16 protein-coding genes are annotated in these 24,178 nt (G+C 65.6%); 13 read left to right on the top strand and 3 right to left on the bottom strand.

All coding sequences use genetic code 11. From position 1 onward, the window contains the following. Window positions 1-13: 13 nt before the first annotated feature. Entirely contained in the window at window positions 14-3,925 is a 3,912-nt protein-coding gene (locus ACW7G6_RS01420; RefSeq protein ID WP_456997389.1) for a methylmalonyl-CoA mutase family protein, read from the bottom strand. Between the two features lie 247 nt (window positions 3,926-4,172). Here ACW7G6_RS01420 and ACW7G6_RS01415 point away from each other — a divergent pair, with 247 nt between their 5' ends. Both ACW7G6_RS01415 and ACW7G6_RS01410 read left to right on the top strand, forming a co-directional pair. Then, complete coding sequence (locus tag ACW7G6_RS01415; RefSeq protein WP_456979107.1) at window positions 4,173-5,273, top strand: Glu/Leu/Phe/Val dehydrogenase dimerization domain-containing protein; 1,101 nt, start codon at window positions 4,173-4,175, stop codon at window positions 5,271-5,273. A gap of 94 nt (window positions 5,274-5,367) precedes the next feature. After that, window positions 5,368-6,525: an isovaleryl-CoA dehydrogenase gene (locus ACW7G6_RS01410; RefSeq protein ID WP_456979106.1), complete on the top strand. Its 1,158-nt coding sequence runs from the start codon at window positions 5,368-5,370 to the stop codon at window positions 6,523-6,525. Between the two features lie 99 nt (window positions 6,526-6,624). Here the strand turns inward: ACW7G6_RS01410 and ACW7G6_RS01405 are convergent, their stop codons facing one another. Then, complete coding sequence (locus ACW7G6_RS01405; protein WP_456979105.1) at window positions 6,625-9,447, bottom strand: S8 family serine peptidase; 2,823 nt, start codon at window positions 9,445-9,447, stop codon at window positions 6,625-6,627. A gap of 231 nt (window positions 9,448-9,678) precedes the next feature. Between ACW7G6_RS01405 and ACW7G6_RS01400 the strand changes: the two genes are divergently transcribed. The 6 genes from ACW7G6_RS01400 to ACW7G6_RS01375 all read left to right on the top strand — a co-directional run bounded on the left by ACW7G6_RS01400 (window position 9,679) and on the right by ACW7G6_RS01375 (window position 14,836). Next, complete coding sequence (locus ACW7G6_RS01400) at window positions 9,679-10,854, top strand: thiolase family protein (protein ID WP_456979104.1); 1,176 nt, start codon at window positions 9,679-9,681, stop codon at window positions 10,852-10,854. Between the two features lie 145 nt (window positions 10,855-10,999). Then, on the top strand, window positions 11,000-11,377 hold the full coding sequence (locus ACW7G6_RS01395; protein WP_456979103.1) for a hypothetical protein: 378 nt from the start codon (window positions 11,000-11,002) through the stop codon (window positions 11,375-11,377). Between the two features lie 159 nt (window positions 11,378-11,536). Then, a complete protein-coding gene (locus ACW7G6_RS01390) occupies window positions 11,537-11,947 on the top strand; it encodes a hypothetical protein (protein WP_456979102.1) in 411 nt (136 codons plus the stop codon). A gap of 141 nt (window positions 11,948-12,088) precedes the next feature. Further along, on the top strand, window positions 12,089-13,714 hold the full coding sequence (locus ACW7G6_RS01385; protein WP_456979101.1) for a carboxyl transferase domain-containing protein: 1,626 nt from the start codon (window positions 12,089-12,091) through the stop codon (window positions 13,712-13,714). Window positions 13,715-13,907: 193 nt separating this feature from the next. Then, a complete protein-coding gene (locus tag ACW7G6_RS01380; protein ID WP_456979100.1) occupies window positions 13,908-14,486 on the top strand; it encodes a bactofilin family protein in 579 nt (192 codons plus the stop codon). Beyond that, the gene (locus tag ACW7G6_RS01375) at window positions 14,483-14,836 is read left to right on the top strand and encodes a hypothetical protein (RefSeq protein WP_456961199.1); all 354 of its coding nucleotides are present in this window, start codon (window positions 14,483-14,485) and stop codon (window positions 14,834-14,836) included. Before ACW7G6_RS01380 ends, ACW7G6_RS01375 begins: the two co-directional genes overlap by 4 nt. Window positions 14,837-14,934: 98 nt before the next feature. Here ACW7G6_RS01375 and ACW7G6_RS01370 read toward each other — a convergent pair whose 3' ends face one another. After that, on the bottom strand, window positions 14,935-16,887 hold the full coding sequence (locus ACW7G6_RS01370) for an FTR1 family protein (protein WP_456997388.1): 1,953 nt from the start codon (window positions 16,885-16,887) through the stop codon (window positions 14,935-14,937). 129 nt (window positions 16,888-17,016) lie between these two features. Here ACW7G6_RS01370 and ACW7G6_RS01365 point away from each other — a divergent pair, with 129 nt between their 5' ends. From ACW7G6_RS01365 to ACW7G6_RS01345, 5 genes are all read left to right on the top strand, one after another. Continuing rightward, window positions 17,017-17,799, top strand: a complete 783-nt coding sequence (locus tag ACW7G6_RS01365; protein ID WP_456997387.1) for an enoyl-CoA hydratase-related protein — start codon at window positions 17,017-17,019, stop codon at window positions 17,797-17,799. 53 nt (window positions 17,800-17,852) lie between these two features. Beyond that, on the top strand, window positions 17,853-19,871 hold the full coding sequence (locus tag ACW7G6_RS01360) for an acetyl/propionyl/methylcrotonyl-CoA carboxylase subunit alpha (protein ID WP_456997386.1): 2,019 nt from the start codon (window positions 17,853-17,855) through the stop codon (window positions 19,869-19,871). Next, window positions 19,868-20,758, top strand: coding sequence for a hydroxymethylglutaryl-CoA lyase (locus ACW7G6_RS01355; protein ID WP_456997385.1), 891 nt, complete (start codon window positions 19,868-19,870; stop codon window positions 20,756-20,758). Before ACW7G6_RS01360 ends, ACW7G6_RS01355 begins: the two co-directional genes overlap by 4 nt. A gap of 1 nt (window position 20,759) precedes the next feature. Beyond that, the gene (locus tag ACW7G6_RS01350) at window positions 20,760-23,336 is read left to right on the top strand and encodes a sensor domain-containing protein (RefSeq protein WP_456997384.1); all 2,577 of its coding nucleotides are present in this window, start codon (window positions 20,760-20,762) and stop codon (window positions 23,334-23,336) included. A 69-nt stretch (window positions 23,337-23,405) separates the two neighbouring features. Further along, a complete protein-coding gene (locus tag ACW7G6_RS01345; RefSeq protein WP_456997383.1) occupies window positions 23,406-24,176 on the top strand; it encodes an SDR family NAD(P)-dependent oxidoreductase in 771 nt (256 codons plus the stop codon). The last annotated feature ends 2 nt before the right edge of the window (window positions 24,177-24,178 follow it).

Below are 24,178 nucleotides of genomic sequence, written 5' to 3'. Positions count from 1 at the left end.
TAACGGCGACGAGCTACATGTTGCGGCGGTATTCGCCGCCGACTTCGTAGAGGGCATGGCTGATCTGCCCCAGGCTATGCGTCTTCACCGCCTGCATCAACGCGGCGAACACGTTCTGGCGGTCGCGGGCGGTTTTTTGGAGGTAGGCGAGGCCTGGGGTGGGTTCGTCGGGAGGGGCTGAAGCCCCACCTACAGGAGCGGGGGCGGCTGGGGTTAGGGCGTTGCGGAGCTGTTGGAAGTTGGCGACGTTGTCGATCTGCTGGCCCTTCTCTTCCGGGGTCGAGCGGATCAGTTCGATCTCGGTGGTCACTTCGCCGGCGTGCTCCTTCGGCAGGAAGGTGTTGACGCCGACCAGCGGCAGGCTGCCGTCGTGCTTCTTGTGCTCGTAGTACAGGCTCTCTTCCTGGATCTTGCCGCGCTGGTACATGGTGTCCATGGCACCGAGCACGCCGCCGCGCTCGCTGATGGCCTCGAACTCCTTGTAGACGGCTTCCTCGACGATGTCGGTGAGCTTGTCGACGATGAAGCTGCCCTGCCAGGGGTTCTCGTTGAAGTTCAGCCCCAGCTCCTTGTTGATGATCATCTGGATCGCAACGGCGCGGCGCACGGACTCTTCGGTCGGGGTGGTGATGGCCTCGTCGTAGGCGTTGGTGTGCAGGGAGTTGCAGTTGTCGAACAGCGCGTACATCGCCTGCAGGGTGGTGCGGATGTCGTTGAACTGGATCTCCTGCGCGTGCAGGGAGCGGCCGCTGGTCTGGATGTGGTACTTCATCATCTGGCTGCGGCTGGACGCGCCGTAGCGCTCGCGCATGGCGCGGGCCCAGATGCGGCGGGCGACGCGGCCGATCACGGTGTATTCCGGGTCCATGCCGTTGCTGAAGAAGAACGACAGGTTGGGCGCGAAGTCGTCGATGCTCATCCCGCGCGCGAGGTAGTACTCGACGATGGTGAAACCGTTGCTCAGGGTGAAGGCGAGCTGGCTGATCGGGTTCGCCCCGGCTTCGGCGATGTGGTAGCCGGAGATCGACACCGAGTAGAAGTTGCGCACGCCGTTGTCGACGAAGTACTGCTGGATGTCGCCCATCATCCGCAGGGCGAACTCGGTGCTGAAGATGCAGGTGTTCTGGGCCTGGTCCTCCTTGAGGATGTCGGCCTGCACGGTGCCGCGCACGGTCTTGAGGGTGTAGGTGCGGATGCGCTCGTAGGTGTCCGCGTCGACCACCTGGTCGCCGGTGACGCCGAGCAGGCCGAGGCCGAGGCCGCCGTTGGTTTCCGGGAGCTCGCCGCTGTACGCGGGGCGGCGCTTGCCTTCGAACATCGAGTCGATTTTCGCCTTCGCCTCGTTCCAGCGCGCATCGTCCTCGCGCAGGTATTTCTCGATCTGCTGGTCGATGGCGCAGTTCATGAACATCGCCAGGATCATCGGCGCGGGGCCGTTGATGGTCATCGACACGCTGGTGGTCGGCGCGCACAGGTCGAAGCCGGAGTACAGCTTCTTCATGTCGTCCAGCGACGCGATGTTGACGCCGGAGTTGCCGATCTTGCCGAAGATGTCCGGGCGCGGCGCGGGGTCCTCGCCGTACAGGGTGACCGAGTCAAACGCGGTGGACAGGCGCGCGGCGGGCTGGCCGACCGACAGGTAGTGGAAGCGGCGGTTGGTGCGCTCCGGCGTGCCCTCGCCGGCGAACATGCGGATCGGGTCCTCACCGGTGCGGCGGTACGGGTAGACGCCACCGGTGTAGGGGTACGCGCCGGGCAGGTTTTCCTTCTGCAGGAAGGTCAGCAGCTCGCCCCAGGACTTGTAGGTGGGAGCGGCGATCTTGGGGATCAGTTGGTGGCTGAGCGACTCGCGGTAGTTCTCGACCCGGATCTTCTTGCCGCGGACTTCGTACTCGGTGATTTCGTCGGTGATGGACTTCAGCCGCTCGGGCCAGTGGCGCAGCAGCTTGCGGGAGTCGGCCGAGAGTGAGTGGATGGCGTCGTTGTAGCGCTGGCGCAGGGTGAGCAAGGTGCGGTCGGGGGCACCGTCACCCCCGGCCGCACCGCCTGCACCGCCCGCCCCGCCCGTCCCGTCATCCGCGCCCGCCCCACCTGCCGCGCCCACTCCGTCATCCCCGCGAAGGCGGGGATCCATGGACGTTGGATCTTCACCGGCCGAACGTCCATGGGTTCCCGCCTTCGCGGGAACGACGGTGGAGGCGTGATCGACGGTGGAGGGGTGGGAGGGTTCGGCTTGGCGGGTTGAAACCCGCCCTACGAGGTCGTCGGCCTGGTAGAGGTCCAGCTGCTTGGGGAGCGCCGGGTCTTCCAGGTCGTGCAGGCTCTGCCAATAGCTCTGCGCGCGGTCGGCGGTCTCGGACTGGGTGTCGATGGTGCTGTTGATCGCCCTGCCCTGTTCGGCAATTTCGGCGAGGTAACGGATGCGTGCGCCGGGGATCAGTACGGTGGCGCGCGGCTCTTTCAGGGTGGTGTCGAGTTCGGGGCGGAAGTCGCAATGGGCTGGCGCGGCGTGGGGGACATTGCCCTTCGACGTCCCACGCGGGTGCCCTGCCTGCTTAGGAGTCGTTTCAGCCGCGCCTACAGCAGGCAACGGGTCACCGCCAGTCGCATCGCCGTCATCCAGCAACACTTTCTCGCGCATCAGGCGGCACAGGTTGGCGAACATCCAGCTGATGCCGGGGTCGTTGAACTGGCTGGCAATCGTCGGGTAAACCGGGACGTCTTCGTCCTTGGTCTGGAAGGCGACGCGGTTGCGCTTCCACTGTTTGCGGATGTCGCGCAGGGCATCTTCGGCGCCGCGCTTGTCGTACTTGTTGAGTACCACCAGCTCGGCGAAGTCGAGCATGTCGATCTTCTCCAGCTGGCTGGCGGCGCCGAAGTCGCTGGTCATGACGTACATCGGGAAGTCGACCAGGTCGACGATCTCCGAGTCGCTCTGGCCGATGCCGGCGGTCTCCACGATCACCAGGTCGTAGCCCAGGCCTTTCAGGAAACCGATGCTGTCCTTGAGCACGATGTTGGTCGCCGCGTGCTGGCGGCGGGTTGCCATCGAGCGCATGTAGACGCGCTTGGAGCGCAGCGAGTTCATGCGGATGCGGTCGCCGAGCAGCGCGCCACCGGTGCGGCGGCGGGTCGGGTCGACGGAGATCACTGCCAGGCGCATGTCGGGGAAGTGGGCCAGGAAGCGGTTCAGCAGTTCGTCGGTGACGGAGGACTTGCCCGCGCCGCCGGTGCCGGTGATGCCGATGACGGGGGTTCGGCTGCCGGCCAGTTGCCATTGTTTGCGGAGGCGGTTTAGCTCGGCTTCGTCGTACTCGCCTTCTTCGATGGCACTTAGCATTCTGCCGATGGCGATTTCGTCGGTGATGGAGGGGGCGGTGGCGTCGGGGGTGTGGGTTTCGGCGGCGTCGTCGTGGCGGGTTGAAACCCGCCCTACAGTTTCGGGGGCGTCGCGGTGGCGGGTTGAAACCCGCCCTACATGGGTGCGGCGGACTACGTCTTCTATCATCTCTACGAGGCCCATCTTCATGCCGTCGTTGGGGTGGTAGATGCGTTCGACGCCGTAGGCTTGCAGCTCGCGGATCTCTTCGGGGGTGATGGTGCCGCCACCGCCGGCGAAGATCTTGATATGGCCGGCGCCGCGCTCCTTGAGCATGTCGACCATGTACTTGAGGTACTCGACGTGCCCGCCCTGGTAGGACGACAGCGCGATGGCGTCGGCGTCCTCCTGCAACGCGGCGCGGACGACGTCCTCCACCGAGCGGTTATGGCCCAGATGGACAACCTCCGCGCCCTGGGACTGGATCAGCCGGCGCATGATGTTGATCGCCGCGTCGTGGCCATCGAACAGGCTGGCGGCGGTAACGAACCGCAGCGGCGTGTTGTCGGGACGGGCTTCGGGCAGGCTGGCGGCGGACGTATTCATGCGCTTTCCATCGGAGAATCGTTGACCCCCGATTGTAGCGCCGGCGCGCCAATGAAGCCCGCCGCGGCTATCGGCCCCGTGGCGCTCCAATGGACGCGACAAACCGCCGATTCCATTAGACTGATGCGGCTGCGGCAGGCGTCTTGAAGACCTCCCACGCCCCAGATTTCAGCATTTTCAATAACTTATCAACCAAAGCTGGGACGGTTGCGCTACGCAATACGGCTACCAGCGTGCGGAGTCCGCAATGATTTTCGAAACCCTCGATACTTTCGGCCACGAGCAGGTCGTGTTCTGCCACAACAAGGATGCAGGCCTGAAGGCCATCATCGCCATCCACGACACCACGCTGGGCCCCGCGCTCGGCGGCACCCGCATGTGGCCGTACAAGTCCGAGGCCGAAGCGCTGAACGACGTGCTGCGCCTGAGCCGCGGCATGACGTACAAGAACGCGGTCGCCGGGCTCAACCTGGGCGGCGGCAAGGCAGTCATCATCGGCAATCCGGCCACCGACAAGTCGGAGGTGCTGTTCCGCGCGTTCGGCCAGTTCGTCGAGTCGCTCGGTGGCCGTTACATCACCGCCGAAGACGTCGGTATCGATGTCAACGACATGGAGTTCGTGTTCCGCGAGACCGAGTACGTCACCGGCGTGCACCAGGTCCACGGCGGCTCGGGCGATCCGTCGCCGTTCACCGCCTACGGCACCCTGCAGGGCCTGATGGCGTCGCTGAACAAGCGTTTTGGCGACGAGGAAGTCGGCAAGTACAGCTACGCCGTACAGGGCCTGGGCCACGTCGGCATGGAATACGTCAAGCTGCTCAAGGAGCGCGGCGCGAAGATCTTCGTGACCGACATCAACCAGGGCCTGGTCGACAAAGCCGTGTCCGAGTATGGCGCCGAGGCCGTGGGCCTGGACGAGATCTACGACGTCGCGGCCGATGTGTACGCGCCGTGCGCGCTGGGCGGCACCGTGAACGAGGAGACCGTGCCGCGTTTGAAGGCGAAGGTCATCTGCGGTTCGGCCAACAACCAGTTGGCCACCGATGCGATTGGCGATGACGTGCAGAAGCGCGGCATCCTGTACGCCCCGGATTACGCGGTCAATGCCGGCGGCGTGATGAACGTCTCGCTGGAAATCGACGGCTACAACCGCGAGCGTGCGATGCGCATGATGCGCACCATTTACCACAACCTCGGCCGGATCTTCGAGATCTCCGAGCGCGACGGCATCCCGACCTACAAGGCCGCCGACCGCCTGGCCGAGGAGCGCATCGCCGCCGTCGGCAAGCTGAAGTTGCCAATGGGTCGCGGGACCCCGCGCTTCAAGGGCCGCGTCCGCGGCAGCTGATTACCGGCGGCTGTTTAACCGGCTGTAGTACGCGACAAACACGACGGGGCGGAGTGCCCCGTCGTGCTTTCAAGACAAAACCTATGGAGCTCCAATGCGACCTTTTCCGCTGGGCGACGAGATTGATGCACTGCGCGATGCCGTGCGCCGTTTTGCCGAGGTCGAGATCGCGCCGCGCGCGGCGAAGATCGATGAGGACAATGTATTCCCGCAGGACCTGTGGCCGAAGCTGGGCGAGATGGGACTGCTGGGCCTGACCGTCGACCCGGAGTACGGCGGCAGCGGCATGGGCTACCTGGCGCACCTGGTGGCGATGGAAGAGATATCGCGCGCATCCGGCTCGGTCGGCTTGTCGTACGGCGCCCATTCCAACCTGTGCGTGAACAACCTCTACGCCAACGGCAGCGACGAGCAGCGTGGCAAGTACCTGCCCAGGCTGTGCACCGGCGAATGGAAGGGCGCGCTGGCGATGAGCGAGCCGGGCGCAGGCTCGGACGTGGTCGGCTCGATGTCGTGCCGCGCCGAACTGAAGGGCGACGTCTGGATTGCGAACGGCAACAAGATGTGGATCACCAACGGTCCCGAAGCCGACGTGCTGGTGGTCTACATGCGCACCGCGGGCAAGGAAGCGGGCAGCAAGTGCATGACCGCCTTCATCGTCGAGAAGGGCATGCCGGGTTTCAGCACCGCCCAGAAGCTCGACAAGCTGGGCATGCGCGGCTCCAACACCTGCGAGCTGGTCTTCCGCGACTGCGAAATCCCGGCTGCCAACGTTCTGGGCGAGGTCAACCAGGGCGTCAAGGTCTTGATGAGCGGTCTGAACACCGAGCGATTGGTGCTGACCGGCGGACCGCTGGGACTGATGCAGGCGGCACTCGATATCGCCCTGCCCTATGTGCGCGAGCGCAAGCAGTTTGACGTCGCCATTGGCACCTTCGGAATCATGCAGGCCAAGATCGCCGACATGTACACCTCGCTGCAGTCCAGCCGCGCGTTTGCCTACCAGGTGGCACGCGACTACGACGCCGGCCACCGCAGCCGGGTGGATGCCGCCTCGTGCCTGCTGCACGCCAGCGAGGCCGCGGTGCAGGTCGGCCTGGAAGCCATCCAGACCCTTGGCGGCAATGGCTACATCAACGACTACCCCACCGGCCGTTTCCTGCGTGACGCGAAGTTGTACGCCATCGGTGCGGGTACCAACGAGATCCGGCGGATGCTGATCGGGCGTGAGCTGTTCAACGAGCAGCACTGACCAGCAAGCCACGCCACGCCACGCCACGCAGAAACAACAACGCCGCGGACATCCGCGGCGTTGTTGTTTGAAACGTCGTTGTTTAAAGCGTCAACCGGGTCAGAACCCGACCGACCAGTTGGCAGACGCGCCGGTCCAGGTCCTGCCGAGCTCGTGACGGGCATCCAGGTCGAAGCCGAGTTGGCCGAGCGGCAGGTCAGCGCGCAGGCCGACGCCGAATACGGCCGCTTCCCGAGCCAGCCCGGTGCCACTGATCGGCGCCCAGGCATCGATCCCGGTAAAGCGCGCATCAATCAGGCTGCCGGTCTGCGACAGCAGGCGCTGCCACTCCAGGCGGCTGCTCACCGTCATCACCGATGATCCCACCCGCAACTGCTGTTGCACGCGAGCGCCCACCAGTGCACGGGTCGCCTCGAGGCTGGACCCGGTGGTGCTCAGGCCAAAGCCCGCGGCCCCGTTCTCGCTGAAGGCACCGCGCTCCAGTTGCATGGTTTCGGTGCCGACATACGGGGTCAGCGTGCCGCCAGCGAAGTCAAAGCGATGGCCGGCCTGCAGGCCGAAGCTGGTGTAGCGGTTGTCGTAGTCAGCGCCGACGCCGAAGCGATCCGCCCCCAGGGTGATTTCGCGCTGCGTCCTGCGGTCCATCTGTCCAATGGCGAAACGTCCGAGCACGTAGTTTCCGCCGGTGCTCCAGGCGGTGTAGAGCTGGCCTTCGAACTGACGGTTGTGCTCGCGATCGCGGCGCAGGTCGTGATTGGCGTAGCCATCGGTCTGGCCGAACGCGACGCCGACCGTCCAGTGCGGGCCAAACCGCTGGTCTTGACCGATCAGCCAGCCGTTGGCATCGACCCGGGTATGGGAGTGCGAACGCTCGCCGCCAAGGCGGTCGGCCCAGGCGCCGTTACCGGCACCGCGGCTCAGTGCATCCAGTCGCGATTCCAGCGTGTGGCGGCTGTCTTCCATCGCCATCATCGCGAACGAGGTATCCGCGCCATGCAGCTCCCCCGACAGGCTCGCCAGCGAACGCTCGGCAGCGGCGGCGGTCTGGGTGCGCTGGAGCGCCGCGGCGCCGTGGATGAACCCACTGGCTGCGTCGGCGCCCGTCGGGCCGTCGACCGGCAATGCCCCTGCACCGTTGCCATCGATGACCTGGAAGGCAGTCTCGATCCGCAACGCCGATCCGACCGAGGCCGCAGTCAGGCCCATCGACTGTGCGGCCGCACTGACATCCAGCCGGTCGATGTCCAGCCAGGCGCTGTTGGCGTCGTAACCCAGGGTGGCTTCGAGAAACACGCCACTGCTGGCCGAGACCTGGCCGAACCTCCCGTTCACGCCTTGCGCGGCCTCAAGGAAGGTCTCACGTGCGGAAAATACATAGCCTTCGGTGACGCCGGTGACCAGTACCTCGCCGTCAATGTCGGCGCGCCCTTGCACCTGCAACTGCGAGCCGACCTCCAGCGCAAGCCGGCCGCTGGCGGTCTGGGCGAAATCGCCGTCGATCACGTGCACCGCTCCATCCGGGTTGGCCCCATAGATCGCGGTCGCGCCCTCGTTGCGCAGCGTTCCGTGCACCCCGACTTCGTCCAGCAGCAACAGGCCGTCAATGCGCACCGTGGTGTCGCCAGGCAAGGCGTGCAGCGTGGACAGCGAGCCTGCCTCCACGATGGTCTCGCCGGTGTAGCTGTTTTCACCGGTCAGGTCGAGGTGGCCGGTACCGCTCTTGGTGATGCCGCCCGCGCCGGAAATCGGGTTGGACCAGACCGACATGCCACCATCGAATGCAGCCGTGACTTGGCCCCAGTCCAGCTTGGCCGGCCCCTGCACGGCTTTGCCCGCATCCAGCAGTCCATGCCCGAATACGTTGTCCACGCCGGCAACACCAAGGTCGGTCGCCGTGCCCAGCAAGGTCTGCCGCACCAGGTCATTGTCGAAATAGGGGAATGCCTCCCACACCAGCGCCGCCGCGCCCGATACCTGCGGCGCGGCGAACGATGTCCCGCCGCCGACCCAATAGGTCGGATTACCCGCGGTATCGTCCAGACCGGTGAATACCACGTCGCCCGGTGCCACCAGGCAGTAGTCCATCGCGATACCACAGGCGTTGGAATAGGAGGCGAGTTGAGTCGGTGAAAGGGTGTCCAGCGCGGCCACGGCGAGCCAGCCCCGCTCCAGGCCCGACGCGCCGGCGCCCTGGCTGGGCAAGGAGGCGGTATCGCTCGGATTGGCTCCGGACTCGTTGCCGGTCGCAAACACCACCAGGCCGCCCCAGTCCACCACGAAAGGCGTCATCGCATCGATGAAGGTCCTGGTCACGGCATCGCCATCCCAGTACAGGCCACCCCAGGAGTTGTTGGAGATCTGTACGCCTGCGCTGATCAGGTCTTTGTGGACCTCCCCCAGCCAGGAGCCGTCGGTGACGCGGTTGCCCTGGCCGGACCCGTCGTCCACGGGGGGATCGTCGGCAATGATCCGGGCGGAGACAAACGTCGCCCCGGGGGCAATACCGCCGGGCCAACTGCCAAACGCGCTGCCACCGGCCAGTTGCGCCACGCTGGTGCCGTGACCCAGCACGTCGTCGGTGTCGAGATCGTTCTGATCCTCATCCAGGTACACAAATCCCGGATCGACGACCCGGCCGACCAGGGTCGGGTGGTCGCGGCGGATGCCACTGTCAAGCAGGCCGATGATCACGCCTTCGCCAGTGAAACCGGCATCGTGGGCCGCGACCGCGTTGGTCAATACCAGATGGGCATCGAAGTCCGGCTGCGGGCCTGGCTCCGGCTCCGGATCCGGCGCGGTGGGAGGAGGCGTCGGCTGCGGGCGGATGTTGGACGAACCACCGCCACCGCTACACGCCGCCAATGCGAGCAGACAAGCCCCGCCCACCATTGCTTGCCAGCGCCCACTATCCTTTGGCTTCATTCTGTCTCCTCTCCCCATCTGGTCCCGGTGTCGCCCGGGTGCGTCATAACGGCTGGTTCATAACGGCTGATCAACCCCACCCTTTCTAGCCGATCGCGACACAGGCCACAATGGCGGGCACTGCGCGCACCCGCAACGGCAGCCGCGACTTGCGGTTTGCCGCAATGCAGCACGCGGCGGCATAATCGGAGGGGTTCGGGCAGCTCAAGCCCCCATTTACCGGAGTCCCCCATGAGCGACGTCGTCATCGTTGGTGCCAAGCGCACCGCCATCGGTTCCTTCCTCGGCCAGTTCACCGGCGTGCCGTCACCGGCGCTGGGCTCTGCTGCCATCACCGGTGCCCTCGAGCATGCCAGCCTCGCGGCCGACCAGGTCGACGAGGTCATCATGGGCTGCGTACTGCCCGCTGGGCTGGGCCAGGCACCGGCACGGCAAGCCTCGCTGAATGCTGGTCTGCCCACCTCGGCCGGCTGCACCACCATTAACAAAGTGTGTGGTTCGGGCATGAAAGCGATCATGTTTGGACACGACCTGATCAAGGCCGGCTCGGCGAAGGTCGTTGTGGCCGGCGGCATGGAGTCGATGACCAATGCCCCGCACCTGTTGAACGGCAGCCGCACGGGCGTCCGCTACGGCAGCGCCGAGTTCCTCGACCACATGGCCCACGATGGGTTGACCAACCCGTACGACGGCAAGGCAATGGGCGTGTTCGGCGACATGGCGTGCAACGAGTACCAGTTCGATCGCGCCGCGCTGGACGCGTTTTCCACCGAGAGCGTGAACCGCGCCAAGGCTGCCCAGGCCGAGGGCAGGTTCAAGGACGAGATCGTCCCGGTCACCGTCAAGACCCGCAAGGGCGAGACCGTGGTCGACACCGACGAAGAGCCGGGCAAGATCGACGTGAGCAGGATCCCGGGCTTGCGCCCCGCGTTCGGCAAGGAAGGCGTGTTGACAGCGGCGTCATCGTCGAAAATTTCCGATGGTGCTGCCGCCACCGTGTTGATGTCGGCCGAGGACGCCAGCGCACGCGGCCTGAAACCGCTGGCACGCATCGTCGCCCACGCGACCCATTCCCAGGCGCCGGAGTGGTTCACCACCGCGCCGGTCACGGCGATCAGCAACGTGCTGGAGAAGGCGGGCTGGAAGGTTGAGGACGTCGACCTGTTCGAGATCAACGAGGCGTTCTCCTGCGTCGCGATGGCGCCAATCAAGGATCTGGGGATCCCGCACGAGAAGGTCAACGTGCATGGCGGCGCGGTGGCGTTGGGACACCCGATTGGCGCCAGTGGCGCACGTCTGGTGGTGACACTCATCAATGCACTTCGCTCGCGCGGAGGCACGCGAGGTGTCGCGTCGCTGTGTATCGGCGGCGGCGAGGCGACAGCGATCGCGATCGAACTGCTCTGACTCGTTTCCCCAACGGCACCCAAACGTCAACGTTTCGTTAACGAAAAAGGCACTACGTGGCGCTTGACACGCGTCGCTCGGTTGTCATCATGTTAATGCGCGCACTAGCGCGTTGCCTAACCCTATTAACGACGAGGACTACACCATGACTTTCAACAAGGCGCTGCTCGCTATCGCCATGGGCTTTGCCCTGGCTGCCTGCTCCAACTCCCAGCAGGCTGACGACGCTGCGGCTGAAGCGGCTACTGCTTCGTCCGAGGCTTCCGAGGCTGCTGCCAACGCCGCCGCTACCGGCGACGCGATGGCTGCCGACGCTGCCCAGGCTGCTGCCGACACCGCCGCTTCGGCTGCCGATGCCGCCGCGACCTCGGCTGACGCCGCTGCCGCCGCTACCGACATGACCGGTGCCGATGACGCTGCCGACGCTGCCGAGAACGCTGCCGACGCTGCCGAGCAGGCCCAGGACGCTGCGGAAGAAGCCGCTGCCAGTGGTGATGCCGAGACCAACAACGACGGTCAGTAATCCGTCCTGGTTGTCAGCTGTACCGAAAGCCGCCGGGGTATCCCGGCGGCTTTTTTGATGGCCTTCACATTCCTTTACAGGCAAAGCCTCAATAGTGCGCCCGCCGGCAGAACCGGCGACCCAACGCAGTTTCACTGCCGACAAACCCAGGAGTCCACCATGAACTACAAGATCACCGCCCTTCTTGCTGCCAGCGCGTTTGCCCTTGCCGCCTGCAATTCGCCAAACGCCGACCAGCAAGCCAATGAAGCCGCCGCCCAGGCCGAAATTGCCGGCGACCAGGCTGCCGCTGCTGCGTCGTCAGCCGCGGATTCCGCCGCTGCCGGGATTGATGCTGCCGCTACCAACACCGCCGACGCCATCGACTCGGCTGCTGCCAGCACCGCTGACGCTGTCGACTCGGCCGCAACCAGCGCCGATGCCGCCGCAGATCCGTTGCAGCAGGCGTACGAGGAAGGCAAGGCGAATGCCGCCGGTACGATCGGCGAGGCTGCCGACAGTGTCTCCGCTAAAATGAAGCAGGAGCAGGCGGAAGCCGAGGCCGAGGCGGACGCCGAAATCCAGGACTGATCGCCTCGATCATCCCGTTACTCCAAACCCGGGCCCGCGTCATGCGGACCCGGGTTTTTTCATGTCTGGCTCGAACTGCCATTGGCGAAGTTGCCGGACGGGTATCCTGTAGCCCCTGGACCATCACCGACAGAACGCCGCATGCCCGTACTCAGTTCCGCGCTCGATCCGCGCTCGCAGGATTTCAAGGACAACGTCGCTTACCACCGCGCGCTGGTTGATGAACTGGACAGCCGGTTGCTGCGCGCTGCACACGGCGGCGGCGACAAGGCGCGCGACCGGCACACCGCTCGCGGCAAGTTGCTGGTGAGGGACCGCATCACTGCCCTGCTCGACCCGGGCTCGCCGTTCCTGGAGATCGCCCCATTGGCGGCAGGCGGCATGTACGACGACGCCGCGCCAGCGGCCGGCATGGTTTGCGGTATCGGCCGGGTGCAGGGCCTGGAGGTGGTGGTGGTCGCCAACGATGCCACCGTCAAGGGCGGCACCTACTTCCCGATGACGGTCAAGAAACATCTGCGCGCACAGGAAGTCGCACGCGAGAACCATTTGCCGTGCATTTACCTGGTCGACTCCGGTGGCGCCTTCCTGCCCTTGCAGGACGAGGTGTTTCCGGACAAGGAGCACTTCGGCCGGATCTTCTACAACCAGGCCCGCATGAGCGCGGACAACATCCCCCAGATCGCCGTGGTCATGGGCAGTTGCACCGCCGGCGGCGCGTATGTGCCGGCGATGAGCGACGAGTCGATCATCGTCAAGGAACAGGGCACCATTTTCCTCGGTGGGCCGCCGCTGGTGAAAGCTGCCACCGGTGAGATCGTCGATGCCGAAACCCTCGGTGGCGCCGACGTCCACACGTCGATCTCCGGCGTTGCCGATCACTTCGCCGAGGACGATCGCCACGCGCTGCAGATCGCCCGCGGGATCGTCGGCACGCTCAACCGCAAGAAGGTCGTGCCGGTCGCGGTGCAGCCCGTGTGCGAGCCACTATTCGCCGCCGAGGAGCTGTACGGCATCGTGCCGAAGGACACCCGCCGCCCCTTCGACATCCGTGAGGTAATTGCCCGCGTCGTCGACGGCAGCGAGTTCCAGGAGTTCAAGGCGCGCTACGGCAAGACCCTGGTCACCGGCTTCGCGCACCTGCACGGCTACCCGGTCGGCATCGTGGCCAACAACGGCATCCTGTTCGCCGAGAGCGCGCTCAAGGGCGCGCACTTCATCGAGCTGTGCAACCAGCGCGGAATCCCGCTGGTGTTTCTGCAGAACATCACCGGCTTCATGGTCGGCAAGAAGTACGAGCAGGCCGGCATCGCCAAGGACGGGGCGAAGATGGTCACTGCGGTGGCCTGCTCGCACGTGCCCAAGTTCACCGTGGTGATTGGCGGCAGTTTCGGCGCCGGCAATTACGCGATGTGCGGGCGCGCCTATGGTGGCCGGTTCCTGTGGATGTGGCCGAACGCGCGGATCAGCGTGATGGGCGGCGAACAGGCGGCCTCGGTGCTGGCGACGGTCAAGCGCGACGGCATCGAGGCGCGCGACGGGACTTGGACGACCGATGAGGAAGAGGCGTTCAAGGTACCGCTGCGCGAGCAATACGAGTCGCAAGGCAGCCCGTACTACGCCAGCGCCCGGCTGTGGGACGACGGCATCATCGACCCGGCCGACACCCGTCGCGTGCTTGGACTGGGGCTGTCGGCCGCGTTCAATGCGCCGGCCCAAGGTGAGCCCGGCACCCGCGGAACCCACTTCGGCGTGTTCCGGATGTAGTTCCTGCCGTACTGGCACGAGCGCGGCAACGCTGATCTGTCCACGGCGCCGCAGTGTGATGGGATGCACTGATGAACACGGCTTTCCTGTCGGTCGGCTGAAGGGAATGTGCTTTTCAGGCCGGTTTCACATCAAGGAGGCGTGAAGTCGGTGCTAGATTCGGAGGTCCCTGATTCGATGGACCTTGCAACCGATGGCTATCTGGAAAGAACCCGCCTCCTCAAAATCACCGGCGCCTGCCCCGGCTGCCCCGCCGGCGCCTGTTCAATCGGTACCGACCCCGACCCCGGAAGCGGCCCGGTTCGATGCCCCATCGACCCGTGAAGTGGCTGCACCGGGCCGCAACGAATCATCGATGAAGGAATCGCTGATTGCCGCCGACCTGACCATCGAGGGAAAAATCGAAGGTACCGGGCACGTGCGCATTGCCGGCAAGTTCAACGGCGATGTCAACGTCCAGGGCAACCTGACGATCGAGACCGGCGCCAAGCTGACCGGCGGCGTACGCGCGCAGAAGGTCATCGTTGCCGGCGAGCTGGAAGGCAACATCGAGTCGGCGCAACGGGTCGAGGTGCTGGAGTCGGGTGCGTTGATCGGCGACGTCAAGGCCGGATCGCTGATTGTCGCCGCCGGGTCGCGGATGCGCGGTCAGGTCGAGTTCGGCTGGGGTGACAAGGGCTACGACAAGGCCGAGAACAAATCCCAGAACAACTCGGGCAACAAGCCTGCCAACCAGTCCGGCACCAAGACGGGCCTCGAAAGCCTCGCATGAGCACACCGCGCCCGGGCACTGCGGGCGCGACCCGCACCTGCCCGCATTGCAAGACCACGATCCTGGAAAGCTCCAGCGTGTGTCCGCAATGCCGTGGACACCTGCGGTTTGATGCCGGCCCAGCCGCCGCAGCCGCGGTAACCGCCTTGAAGGTTGAAGGCACCATTCCGGCCCCCGCCGATGGTGCCTGCGAGTACTCGATGGTGCTGTCGATCCGCGACGGCCGCGGCAAGGAGATCAACCGCCAGGTGGTCGGCGTGGGTGCGCTGCACCCGGGCGACGAGCGGACCTTCAGCCTGGTGGTGGAAGCCACCGAAAGCACCGGTAAAAAAACCCGCCGCCCTCATTAGGGCGGCGGGTACCTGCAACACATTCCGGTTAGCACATTCCGGTCAGCGCGCTTTCAAACTGGCGTGCTCAAGCTGGCGTGCTCAAGCTGGCGCGTGGCTTACCGCGCCAATGCCGCGCGGCGATTGCCCCAGAACCCGATGATGATGATCGCCAGCGTGACCAGCTGCGCCAGCACGCCTTGCAGGGTTGGATAGATCCCCAACAGCGCGATCCGCGGAAAGCTGACGACCGACACCGACAGCCAACCGGCCTCCTGCAGCGCGGCAACACCCTTGCCCGCCAGCACCACGGCCAGTACGGCAATCAGTATCGAGCTGACAGAGAAGAAGGTGGAAATCGGCAGCTTCCGGCTGTACCGCAGCATCGCCCAGGCGATACCCGCCAGTACCACCGCGCCGGCGGCACCACCGGCCAGGATGGCATTGCCATTACCCTGACTCCACAGCGCGGCGTAGAACAGCACGGTCTCGAAGACTTCGCGGTACACCACCACGAATGACAGCAGGAACAGGAACCATGCCGACCGTTTCGACAAGGCGTGGGAAAGCTTTTCCTTGATGTAGCGCTGCCATGCACCGGCCTGGCTCTTGCCGTGCATCCAGATGCCGACGAACAGCAGCACCGCCGCGGCAAACAGGGCCGCGAACCCTTCGGTCAGTTCGCGGCTGGCACCGCTGATGCTGACCAGGTAGGTCGCCACCACCCACGTCAGCCCGCCTGCCAGCAACGCGGAGACCCAGCCGGCATGCACGTACGGCATGACCTCGGTGCGGTTGGCCTTGCGCAGGAACGCAATCATCGCAATCAGGACCAGCAACGCCTCCAGGCCCTCTCGCAGCAAGATGGTGAAAGACCCCACGAAGGCCGTCATGTTGCTCGCCATCCCCGGGGCGAGCGCCGCCTCGGCCCTGACGAACAAGCCGTCGACGACCTCGACCTGCGCCTGTATGTCTTCCACGCTCGCCGAGCGGCCGATGCGCGAACGCAACTCGGCCATGGCGGTTTCGATCTCCACCATCAGCGCGCCATCACGCGCCGCCAGCAACGGCTCCACCGGCTCGAACCCATCCAGGTAGGCGGACAGCGCCAGATCGCGCGCCTTGCGCTGATCGCCTGCCGCATACGCCCGGGTACTTTCGAGCAGACGCGAGCGGGCCAGGGCCAACGATCCTTCCGGCTTGGCCTGCACTACTTCAGGATGGCGACGCAGGTAAGCCGTCACCGCCTTGGCATCGTCCTCGCCAATGCTCTGGGCAAGGGCGGCCGGGGTCACCTGGGTCAAGGTTCCCAGATCCGGAAACCGCGCACGCAGCGACTCATCGCCGTTCCACAGACGCTCGCCCGGTGCCGCCAGCTCATCCGGATACGCGTACTGGCCGATATAGAACGACAGCGCCCAGCGGTCTTCCGATGGCAGGTGCGCATAGCTGGCCATGCCGGTGCCTTCCAGGCCCTGTTCGATCACCTGGTAGAGCGCGAACACACTGCGCTCGCGGGCGCGCGACTCATCGGTGAAGTCGATCGCCGGCGGGTCCAGCGCGATCCCTGCCGGGCCATCGCCGGCACCGGTCTTGCCATGACAGCTGGCGCACTGCTGCTGGTAGAGGTCGGCCGCCCGGGCCAGGTCCGGTGCACTGGAGGGCGCCAACGGCATCGGATGGGCCGCCAGTAATTCGCCGCCAAGATTGCGCGCCAGCGAGGCCACTTCCCCGGGGGTGGCCTTGTTCTCAATGGCAAGTTGCAGGGCTTTCGCGCCATCCTTCAGGCGCGCCCGGGTGTCGCTCGGCGGCAGGGCATCCAGGCGCTCGCTTACCGCGTTGGAAAACTCGGTCATCTCCGCGTATTCGGCTTCGCTCACGACCTCTCCGCCTTCCGCGGCGACGGCAACGGCATAGTCCACCGCGATGTAGTCGAGCAGGCGCCACGCGGTCTGCGCGTCCTGGTTCACTGGCTCGTTCACCGGCTGGTTGGCAAGCGGGTCGTCTGCGTACACAGGCAGCGTGAATGACAACATCAGCGAAATGGCAAGCAGACGCAGGGCAATGAGCATCGGAATCACGCGGAAAGGGACCCGCGGATTCTACTTCATAATGAGAATTGGTCGCATCCCGGTCGTGGATGGGTGGTTGCCGGAGCACGACGGCTATCATTCAACCAGTCCCGCAACCTCCGAGTACCGATGACCAACCCGCTGCTGAACCTGCGCGAGGGCCCCGTCGCCCGACTGCGTATGAACCGTCCCGCGGTCCACAACGCATTCGACGCCATGCTGATCTCGGCGCTGACCGGTGCACTGGAGAGCCTGGGTGGGGACGACAGCGTGCGGGTCGTGGTGCTGGAAGGTGAAGGCGCGTCGTTCTCGGCCGGGGCCGACCTCAACTGGATGCGCGGGATGGCCGACGCCAGCGAGGCCGAGAACCGCGACGACTCGCTCGCGCTGGCACGGCTGATGCGCACCCTCGATGAGATACCAAAGCCGACCATCGCCAAGGTCCACGGCGCGGCGTTTGGCGGCGGTGTCGGACTGGTCGCTTGCTGCGACATCGCGATCGGCGTGCCGGAGGCGAAGTTCGGGCTGACCGAGAGCAAGCTGGGCCTGCTGCCGGCGGTGATTTCGCCGTATGTGATCGAGGCGATCGGTGCGCGCCAGGCGCGGCGCTGGTTTGCCACCGCCGAGATTTTCGATGGCCGCCAAGCCTGCGCGATGGGCTTGCTGCACGACGTGGTCAACGCCACCGCCCTGGACACCGCGGTGCAACGGCAGATCGACTTGCTGTTGAAGGCCGGCCCGGTGGCTTCGGCGCAAGCCAAGTCGCTGGTGCGCCAGGTCGCGTCCCATCGTGATGGCGCGCGCCACGACGCCGACAACGCCAGCCTGATCGCCGGGCTGCGGGTATCGGCGGAGGGCCAGGAAGGGCTGGCGGCATTCCTCGACAAACGCAAGCCAGGCTGGTGCCAATGACCGCCCGTGCGTCCGCCACCCTTCCCAGCAACCCCCTTGACGCGAGCCCCCGCATGTTCAACAAGATCCTGATTGCCAACCGCGGCGAGATCGCCTGCCGGGTCATCCGCACCTGCCGTGAACTGGGCATCCGCACCGTCGCGGTGTACTCCACCGCGGACGCCGATGCCCAACACGTGCGCCAGGCCGACGAGGCGTACTGCATCGGTGGGCCCACCCCTGCGGAAAGTTATCTGCGCGGCGACGCCATCATCGATATCGCCACCCGGACCGGCGCGCAGGCGATCCACCCGGGGTACGGTTTCCTGTCGGAAAACGCCGATTTCGCCGAGGCCGTCGAAGGCGCCGGCATGGCGTTCATCGGGCCCAAGGCGGCCTCGATGCGCAAGATGGGCAGCAAGGCCGGCGCCAAGGACCTGATGCAGGCCGCCGGGGTGCCGGTGGTGCCGGGCTATACCGGCCAGGATCAGGCGCCCGCCCACTTGCAGGCCGAGGCGGACCGGATCGGTTACCCGCTGATGATCAAGGCCGCGCACGGCGGCGGCGGCAAGGGCATGCGGATCGTGCGCGAGTCGGACGAATTCCTGTCCAATCTGGAATCCTGCCAGCGCGAGGCGAAGAACGCATTCGGCCGTGACCGGGTGCTGCTGGAACGCTATGTCCAGCAACCGCGTCATATCGAGTTTCAGGTATTTGGCGACGACTTCGGCAATGCAATCCACCTCGGCGAGCGCGAATGCTCGGCCCAGCGGCGTTACCAGAAAGTGCTGGAGGAAGCGCCCTCGCCGTTCCTGACCCCGGCGCTGCGCGAACAGATGGGCGAGGCCGCGGTCATGGCGGCGCGGGCGATCGACTATGTCAATGCGGGCACGGTGGAGTTCATCGTCGGCCAGGATGCCGATGGCAAGCCGGCAGGCTTCTACTTCATGGAGATCAACACCCGCCTGCAGGTCGAGCATCCGGTGACCGAGCTGGTGACCGGACTGGACCTGGTCGCCTGGCAATTGCAGGTCGCCGCCGGTGAACCGCTGCCGCTGGCGCAAGACCAGATTGAACGCCACGGCCATGCGGTCGAGGTACGCCTGTACGCGGAAGACCCGGAGGCCGGCTTCCTGCCCGGCTCCGGCAAGCTGGAGCGTCTGCGGCTACCGGCACCCGGCCCGCATGTCCGGATCGATTCGGGCGTGATCGAAGGCGATACGGTGACGATTTTCTACGACCCGATGATCGCCAAGCTGATCGTCCATGACGTCGACCGTCCGCGCGCGTTGGCCCGGATGCGCGACGCGTTGGCGCAGTGCGGGATCAGCGGCCCCAAATCCAATATCCCGTTTCTGGAGCGCCTGGTGCGGCACCCGACGGTCGTCGCCGGCACCATCGACACCGGGTACCTGGATCGCCACCTCGAGCAATTCATACCAGCCAACGACGAGATCGATACCGACTTGCTGCTGGCCGCCACGGTAACCAGCCTGCTGGGACAGGAACGAAACGCCGCCCGGTTGGCCGAGAACTCCGGCGACCCGGGTTCACCGTGGGCCATCGCCGATGGCTGGCGCCTGGGTCACGGCAGCCTGCGCAGCCTCGCCTTCGGGTACCGGGAACAACGCATCGAAGTTCGCGCCAGCGGCAGCGATGGCAACTATCGTGTCGATACTGGCGGCGACACCCACCAGGTCACCGGCGCGCGGCTGGCAGGCGGGTCGCTGAGCCTGCGCATCGCCGAGCGCGCGCGGCGCTTCCAGGTGCTCGACCAGGACCGTCATGTCATTGTCCACGACGGCGACCAACGGCTTCGCCTGCAGCCATTGGCGATGTATTGTCATCAGGAAAGCGGTTCAGGCACCGGCGCGGACAACGTCGTTGCACCGATGCCGGGGCGCGTCGTGGTAGTGAAGGTCGCAGCTGGCGAGGTCGTCCAGTCCGGCCAGGAGGTGATGGTGATCGAGGCGATGAAGATGGAGCTCAGCCTGAAGGCACCGCGCGACGGGACCGTTGCCGAGGTCCGAGCGCAGGCCGGCGAGTTTGTCGACGCCGATGCGATCCTCGTCACCCTGGACCCGGTGGAATGAAGCCCGTGGTCCGCATCGTCGAGGTTGGCCCGCGCGATGGCCTGCAGAACGAGAAGGCGATCGTCGCCACCGCGGACAAGATCGAGCTGATCGACCGGCTGTCTGCGACCGGCCTGCAAAGTATCGAGGCCACCAGCTTCGTCAGCCCCAAATGGGTACCGCAACTGGCCGACGCCGCCGAAGTCTATGCCGGTATTGCCCGCAAACCGGGCGTGGACTATCCGGTACTGGTCCCCAACGAGAAAGGCTACGAGCGCGCACTCGCCGCCGGCGTCCGCGAAGTCGCGGTGTTCACTGCGGCCTCGGAAGCTTTCAACCAGAAGAACATCAACGCCTCGATCGCCGAATCGCTGGTCCGTTTCGCCCCCATCCTGGAACGGGCCAGGGCCGACGGCATCAAGGTCCGCGGCTATGTGTCCACGGTGCTGGGCTGCCCCTACCAGGGCGACGTGCCGTTGGCCGATGTGGTCCGGGTTGCACGCGAACTGCACGTCATGGGCTGCCATGAAATCTCATTGGGGGACACCATTGGCGTGGGCACGCCGGGCAAGGCGCGCGCGATGCTCAAGGCCGTCGCCGGGGAAGTCCCGATGACGGCACTGGCGGTGCATTTTCACGACACCTACGGCCAGGCGCTGTCCAACATCCTGGCGTGCCTGGAAGAAGGCGTCGCGGTGGTCGACTCGGCGGTCTCCGGCGTGGGTGGTTGTCCTTATGCGCCCGGCGCCAGCGGCAACGTCGCCAGTGAGGACGTGGTCTACATGCTGCATGGCCTGGGCATCCATACCGGCATCAATCTCGAGCTGCTGGCCGAAACCGGGCGCTGGTTGTCCAGCCGCCTGGGGCGGGAGACCAGCAGTAAAGTCGGCAAGGCAATGGCGGTGTAGATTGAAGCGCAAGCCACCCGCACGAAGTCCGTCAGCACCGCTTGGCCCGCTGGATGCATCGGCGGTGTTGATGGCGTTGGACCAGGCCGGCCAGGACACCACCCTGTCCCCCGCGCTGGCGACCGTCCTGCAGCAGGCCCGGGCCGCACTGCAGCAGTCACTGGGCAACGAAGCGTCCGCGCAGCAGCGCTACCGGGCGTTGTTTGACGCCATGCCGGATCCGATCAGCATCATTGCCTGGGACGGCACCGTGCTGGACCTCAACAAGGCCGGGGTCGCCGCATACCAACGCCCCCGGGATGAGATTGTCGGCCAGCCAATCGACCTGTTGAACCCTGACCTGCCGCCCGGCCACATGGGTCCGGTGCACGACGCGCTCGCGCGCGGGCAGAGCTATGTGATTGAAGTCACCAACCGGCGAGCGGACGGCAGCCGGTTTCCGGTCGAAGTCCATTCGGCCAATTTCGAATACGACGGCCAGCGCTGCCTGGTTGCGGTCGCGCGCGATCTCAGCGCCCGCGTCGATGCCGAGGTCCGCTTCCGTGAACTGACCGAGATGGTCGACAAGGGCATCGTGGTGCGCAACGCCGACGGGCACACCACCTACGCCAACGCGGCCGCGATCCGGTTGATGGATGCCGAACAGAGCACGAGCATCGATGAGGTGTTCAAGGACGGTCGCTGGCTGATGGTGGACGAGAGTGGCAAGGCACTGCCCGACAATGCCCTGCCATCGTCCCGCGCCTTGGCCACCGGCAAGCCGGTTGGACCCGAAGTGATCGGCTTCTTCAACCAGCGACGACACGAGCTGATCTGGCTGTCGGTGATCGCGGTGCCTCAGTTTGTCGCCGGTGCGGACAAGCCACACCAGGCATTGTCCGTATTCCACGACGTCACTGCGCTCAAGCGCGACAGCACGCTGTTCGAGCGCGCACAGGCACTGGCCCACATTGGTGGCTGGCAGTGGGACACCGGACGCAACCATCTGTACCTGACCAACGAGGCACAACGCATCATCGGACGCGATCCGGCCCCGGACACGATGGAAGGCCTGCTGGATTGCCTGGTCGAATCCGACCACCGACGCTTGCGCCAGGCGCTGGACCAGACCATGGAAAGCCGGCAGGGCCTGCAACTTGAACTGCAAGGCAGGCGTGGCGATGGGCATCAGTTCTGGATTCGCGTGATCGGGGAGGCTCAGGTCGCCTCGCCCTTGAGTGCCACCCTGACCGGTACCGTGCAGGACATCACCGAGGACAAACAGGATGAGGAAACCCTGCGTGTAGAAGCACGCACGGACCCGCTGACCGGCCTGTTGAACCGCGATGCACTGCGCATCGAGATTGAAGCGCGCCTGGGTGATTCATGCCAATCGGCGTTGGCGGTTTTATACATCGACCTGGACCGGTTCAAGGTCGTGAACGATGTGCTCGGCCACGCGGCGGGAGACCGGCTGCTCTCGTCTGCCGCACGGCGCATCCAGCGTGCGGTCGGCACGGAAGGACTGATCGCCCGCTTTGGCGGCGACGAGTTCCTGGTGCTGTGCTCGCTTGAGGACGACCCTGCCCGACCGGCACGGTTGGCCGACCGCATCCTGGAGATATTTGCCGATGCGTTCCGCATGGACGGCGAGGAGTTTGCGATCACCGCCAGCATCGGCATCGCCCAGTCGCCGCAGGACGGCGACCACGCCCAGCAACTGATCAAGAATGCGGACGTGGCGATGTATGCCAGCAAGCGCCGCGGTCGCAACAGCTGGCAGGTATTCAGTCCCGAGCTGGCCGCCGAGCAACAACATCGCCAGCAACTGGAAACCCAGCTACGCCATGCCATCGACAACGACGAGTTCCGCCTCGTCTACCAACCCCAGGTCGATCTGGCCAGCGGCCGGCTGATCGCGGTCGAGGCGCTGATTCGCTGGAACAACGAATTGCTGGGGGAGATCCAGCCGGACCATTTCATCAGCCACGCCGAAACCACCGGCGACATTATCGGAATCGGCAGTTGGGTCATTCGACAGGCGTGCTGGCAACTGGGCCAATGGCGCAGCCGTGGGTTGGAGATCAATCGCGTCGCGGTCAACGTGTCCTATCGCCAGTTCCTGGGCAAGGACCTGGCAACGGCGGTGGAGGCCGTGCTGCTGGAATTCGGCCTGCCGGGCAGCGCACTGGAGCTGGAATTCACCGAGCGGGTGCTGATCGAGGATGAGCCCGACACCCAGCACGCCTTCGCGGCACTGCGCGAGATGGGGGTGACGCTGACGATCGATGATTTCGGCGAAGGCTACAGCGCCCTGAACTACCTGCGCCGGCTGCCGATCCATGGGCTCAAGCTGAGCCAGGTGTTCGTCCAGGGCATCCCCGGGAACGCCTCCGACGTCGCCGTATGCGAGGCGGTCATCGGCATTGCCCGCAGCCTCGGTCTGGAGCTGGTAGCCGAAGGCGTGGAGACTCCGGAGCAACGCGATTTCCTGATCAAACTCGGGGTCAGTGTCGGGCAAGGTTTCCTGTTTGCCGAAGGCTTGTCGCCTGAAGCACTGGAAGACATGTACGCATCGGCGGCGGTGCCAGCGAAATAGTCCGCGGCAGCCATTCGCCGCCCCCGCGCCGCTGGCCTAGAATTACGGCTTTCCTATTCGGGGTTTCCCATGCAGCTCTCCACTACCCTCGCCATCATCACCGGCGGCGTTTCAGGCTTGGGCCTGGCGGTCGCGCAGCACCTGGTCAAGCATGGCGGCAAGGTCGCCCTGTTCGACGTCAACGAGGACAAAGGCGCGGCGGCGGTGGCTGGGCTGGGCGAAACCAACGCACGGTTCTTCAGCACCGACGTGTCCGACGAAGCCGCGGTGGTGGCCAGTGTCGCGGCGGCCCGGGAGTTCCTTGGCGGCCTCAACGTCACGGTCAACTGCGCCGGCATCCTCGGTGCCGGCCGCGTGCTGGGCAAGGAAGGGCCGATGCCGCTGTCGCGCTTCCAGGCCACGGTGATGGTCAACCTGGTCGGCAGCTTCAACGTCGCCAAGGCCGCCGCCGACCTGATGCAGCACAACGAGGCCGGCACCGATGGCGAGCGCGGCGTGATCATCAACACCGCGTCTGTGGCCGCCTACGAGGGCCAGATCGGCCAGGCCGCCTACTCCGCATCCAAGGGTGGTGTGGTGGGCATGACGCTGCCGATGGCGCGCGAGCTGGCCCGTTTTGGCATCCGGGTGATGACCATCGCCCCGGGCGTGTTCTGGACGCCGATGGTCGACGGCATGCCCGAGTCGGTACAGCAATCGCTGGCGGCGACCATTCCGTTCCCCTCCCGGCTGGGCAAGCCGGAGGAATACGCGGACCTGGTCGCCTACATCCTCGGCAACACCTACCTCAACGGCGAGACCATCCGTCTCGATGGCGCAACGCGCCTGGCACCCAGGTAACT

This window comes from Lysobacter sp. A421, assembly GCF_054052145.1.
The sequence above is the reverse complement of the archived record's forward strand: the minus strand, read 5'-3'. Positions and strand labels throughout refer to the sequence as shown.

Bases quoted from the DNA above. Each gene is read 5' to 3' on its own strand.
- ACW7G6_RS01385 (WP_456979101.1), top strand. From the start codon at position 12,089: ATGCCCGTACTCAGTTCCGCGCTCGATCCGCGCTCGCAGGATTTCAAG.
- ACW7G6_RS01375 (WP_456961199.1), top strand. From the start codon at position 14,483: ATGAGCACACCGCGCCCGGGCACTGCGGGCGCGACCCGCACCTGCCCG.
- ACW7G6_RS01405 (WP_456979105.1), bottom strand. From the start codon at position 9,447: ATGAAGCCAAAGGATAGTGGGCGCTGGCAAGCAATGGTGGGCGGGGCT.
- ACW7G6_RS01395 (WP_456979103.1), top strand. From the start codon at position 11,000: ATGACTTTCAACAAGGCGCTGCTCGCTATCGCCATGGGCTTTGCCCTG.
- ACW7G6_RS01415 (WP_456979107.1), top strand. From the start codon at position 4,173: ATGATTTTCGAAACCCTCGATACTTTCGGCCACGAGCAGGTCGTGTTC.
- ACW7G6_RS01420 (WP_456997389.1), bottom strand. From the start codon at position 3,925: ATGAATACGTCCGCCGCCAGCCTGCCCGAAGCCCGTCCCGACAACACG.
- ACW7G6_RS01380 (WP_456979100.1), top strand. From the start codon at position 13,908: ATGGCTATCTGGAAAGAACCCGCCTCCTCAAAATCACCGGCGCCTGCC.
- ACW7G6_RS01370 (WP_456997388.1), bottom strand. From the start codon at position 16,887: ATGCTCATTGCCCTGCGTCTGCTTGCCATTTCGCTGATGTTGTCATTC.
- ACW7G6_RS01355 (WP_456997385.1), top strand. From the start codon at position 19,868: ATGAAGCCCGTGGTCCGCATCGTCGAGGTTGGCCCGCGCGATGGCCTG.
- ACW7G6_RS01360 (WP_456997386.1), top strand. From the start codon at position 17,853: ATGTTCAACAAGATCCTGATTGCCAACCGCGGCGAGATCGCCTGCCGG.
- ACW7G6_RS01365 (WP_456997387.1), top strand. From the start codon at position 17,017: ATGACCAACCCGCTGCTGAACCTGCGCGAGGGCCCCGTCGCCCGACTG.
- ACW7G6_RS01410 (WP_456979106.1), top strand. From the start codon at position 5,368: ATGCGACCTTTTCCGCTGGGCGACGAGATTGATGCACTGCGCGATGCC.
- ACW7G6_RS01390 (WP_456979102.1), top strand. From the start codon at position 11,537: ATGAACTACAAGATCACCGCCCTTCTTGCTGCCAGCGCGTTTGCCCTT.
- ACW7G6_RS01345 (WP_456997383.1), top strand. From the start codon at position 23,406: ATGCAGCTCTCCACTACCCTCGCCATCATCACCGGCGGCGTTTCAGGC.
- ACW7G6_RS01400 (WP_456979104.1), top strand. From the start codon at position 9,679: ATGAGCGACGTCGTCATCGTTGGTGCCAAGCGCACCGCCATCGGTTCC.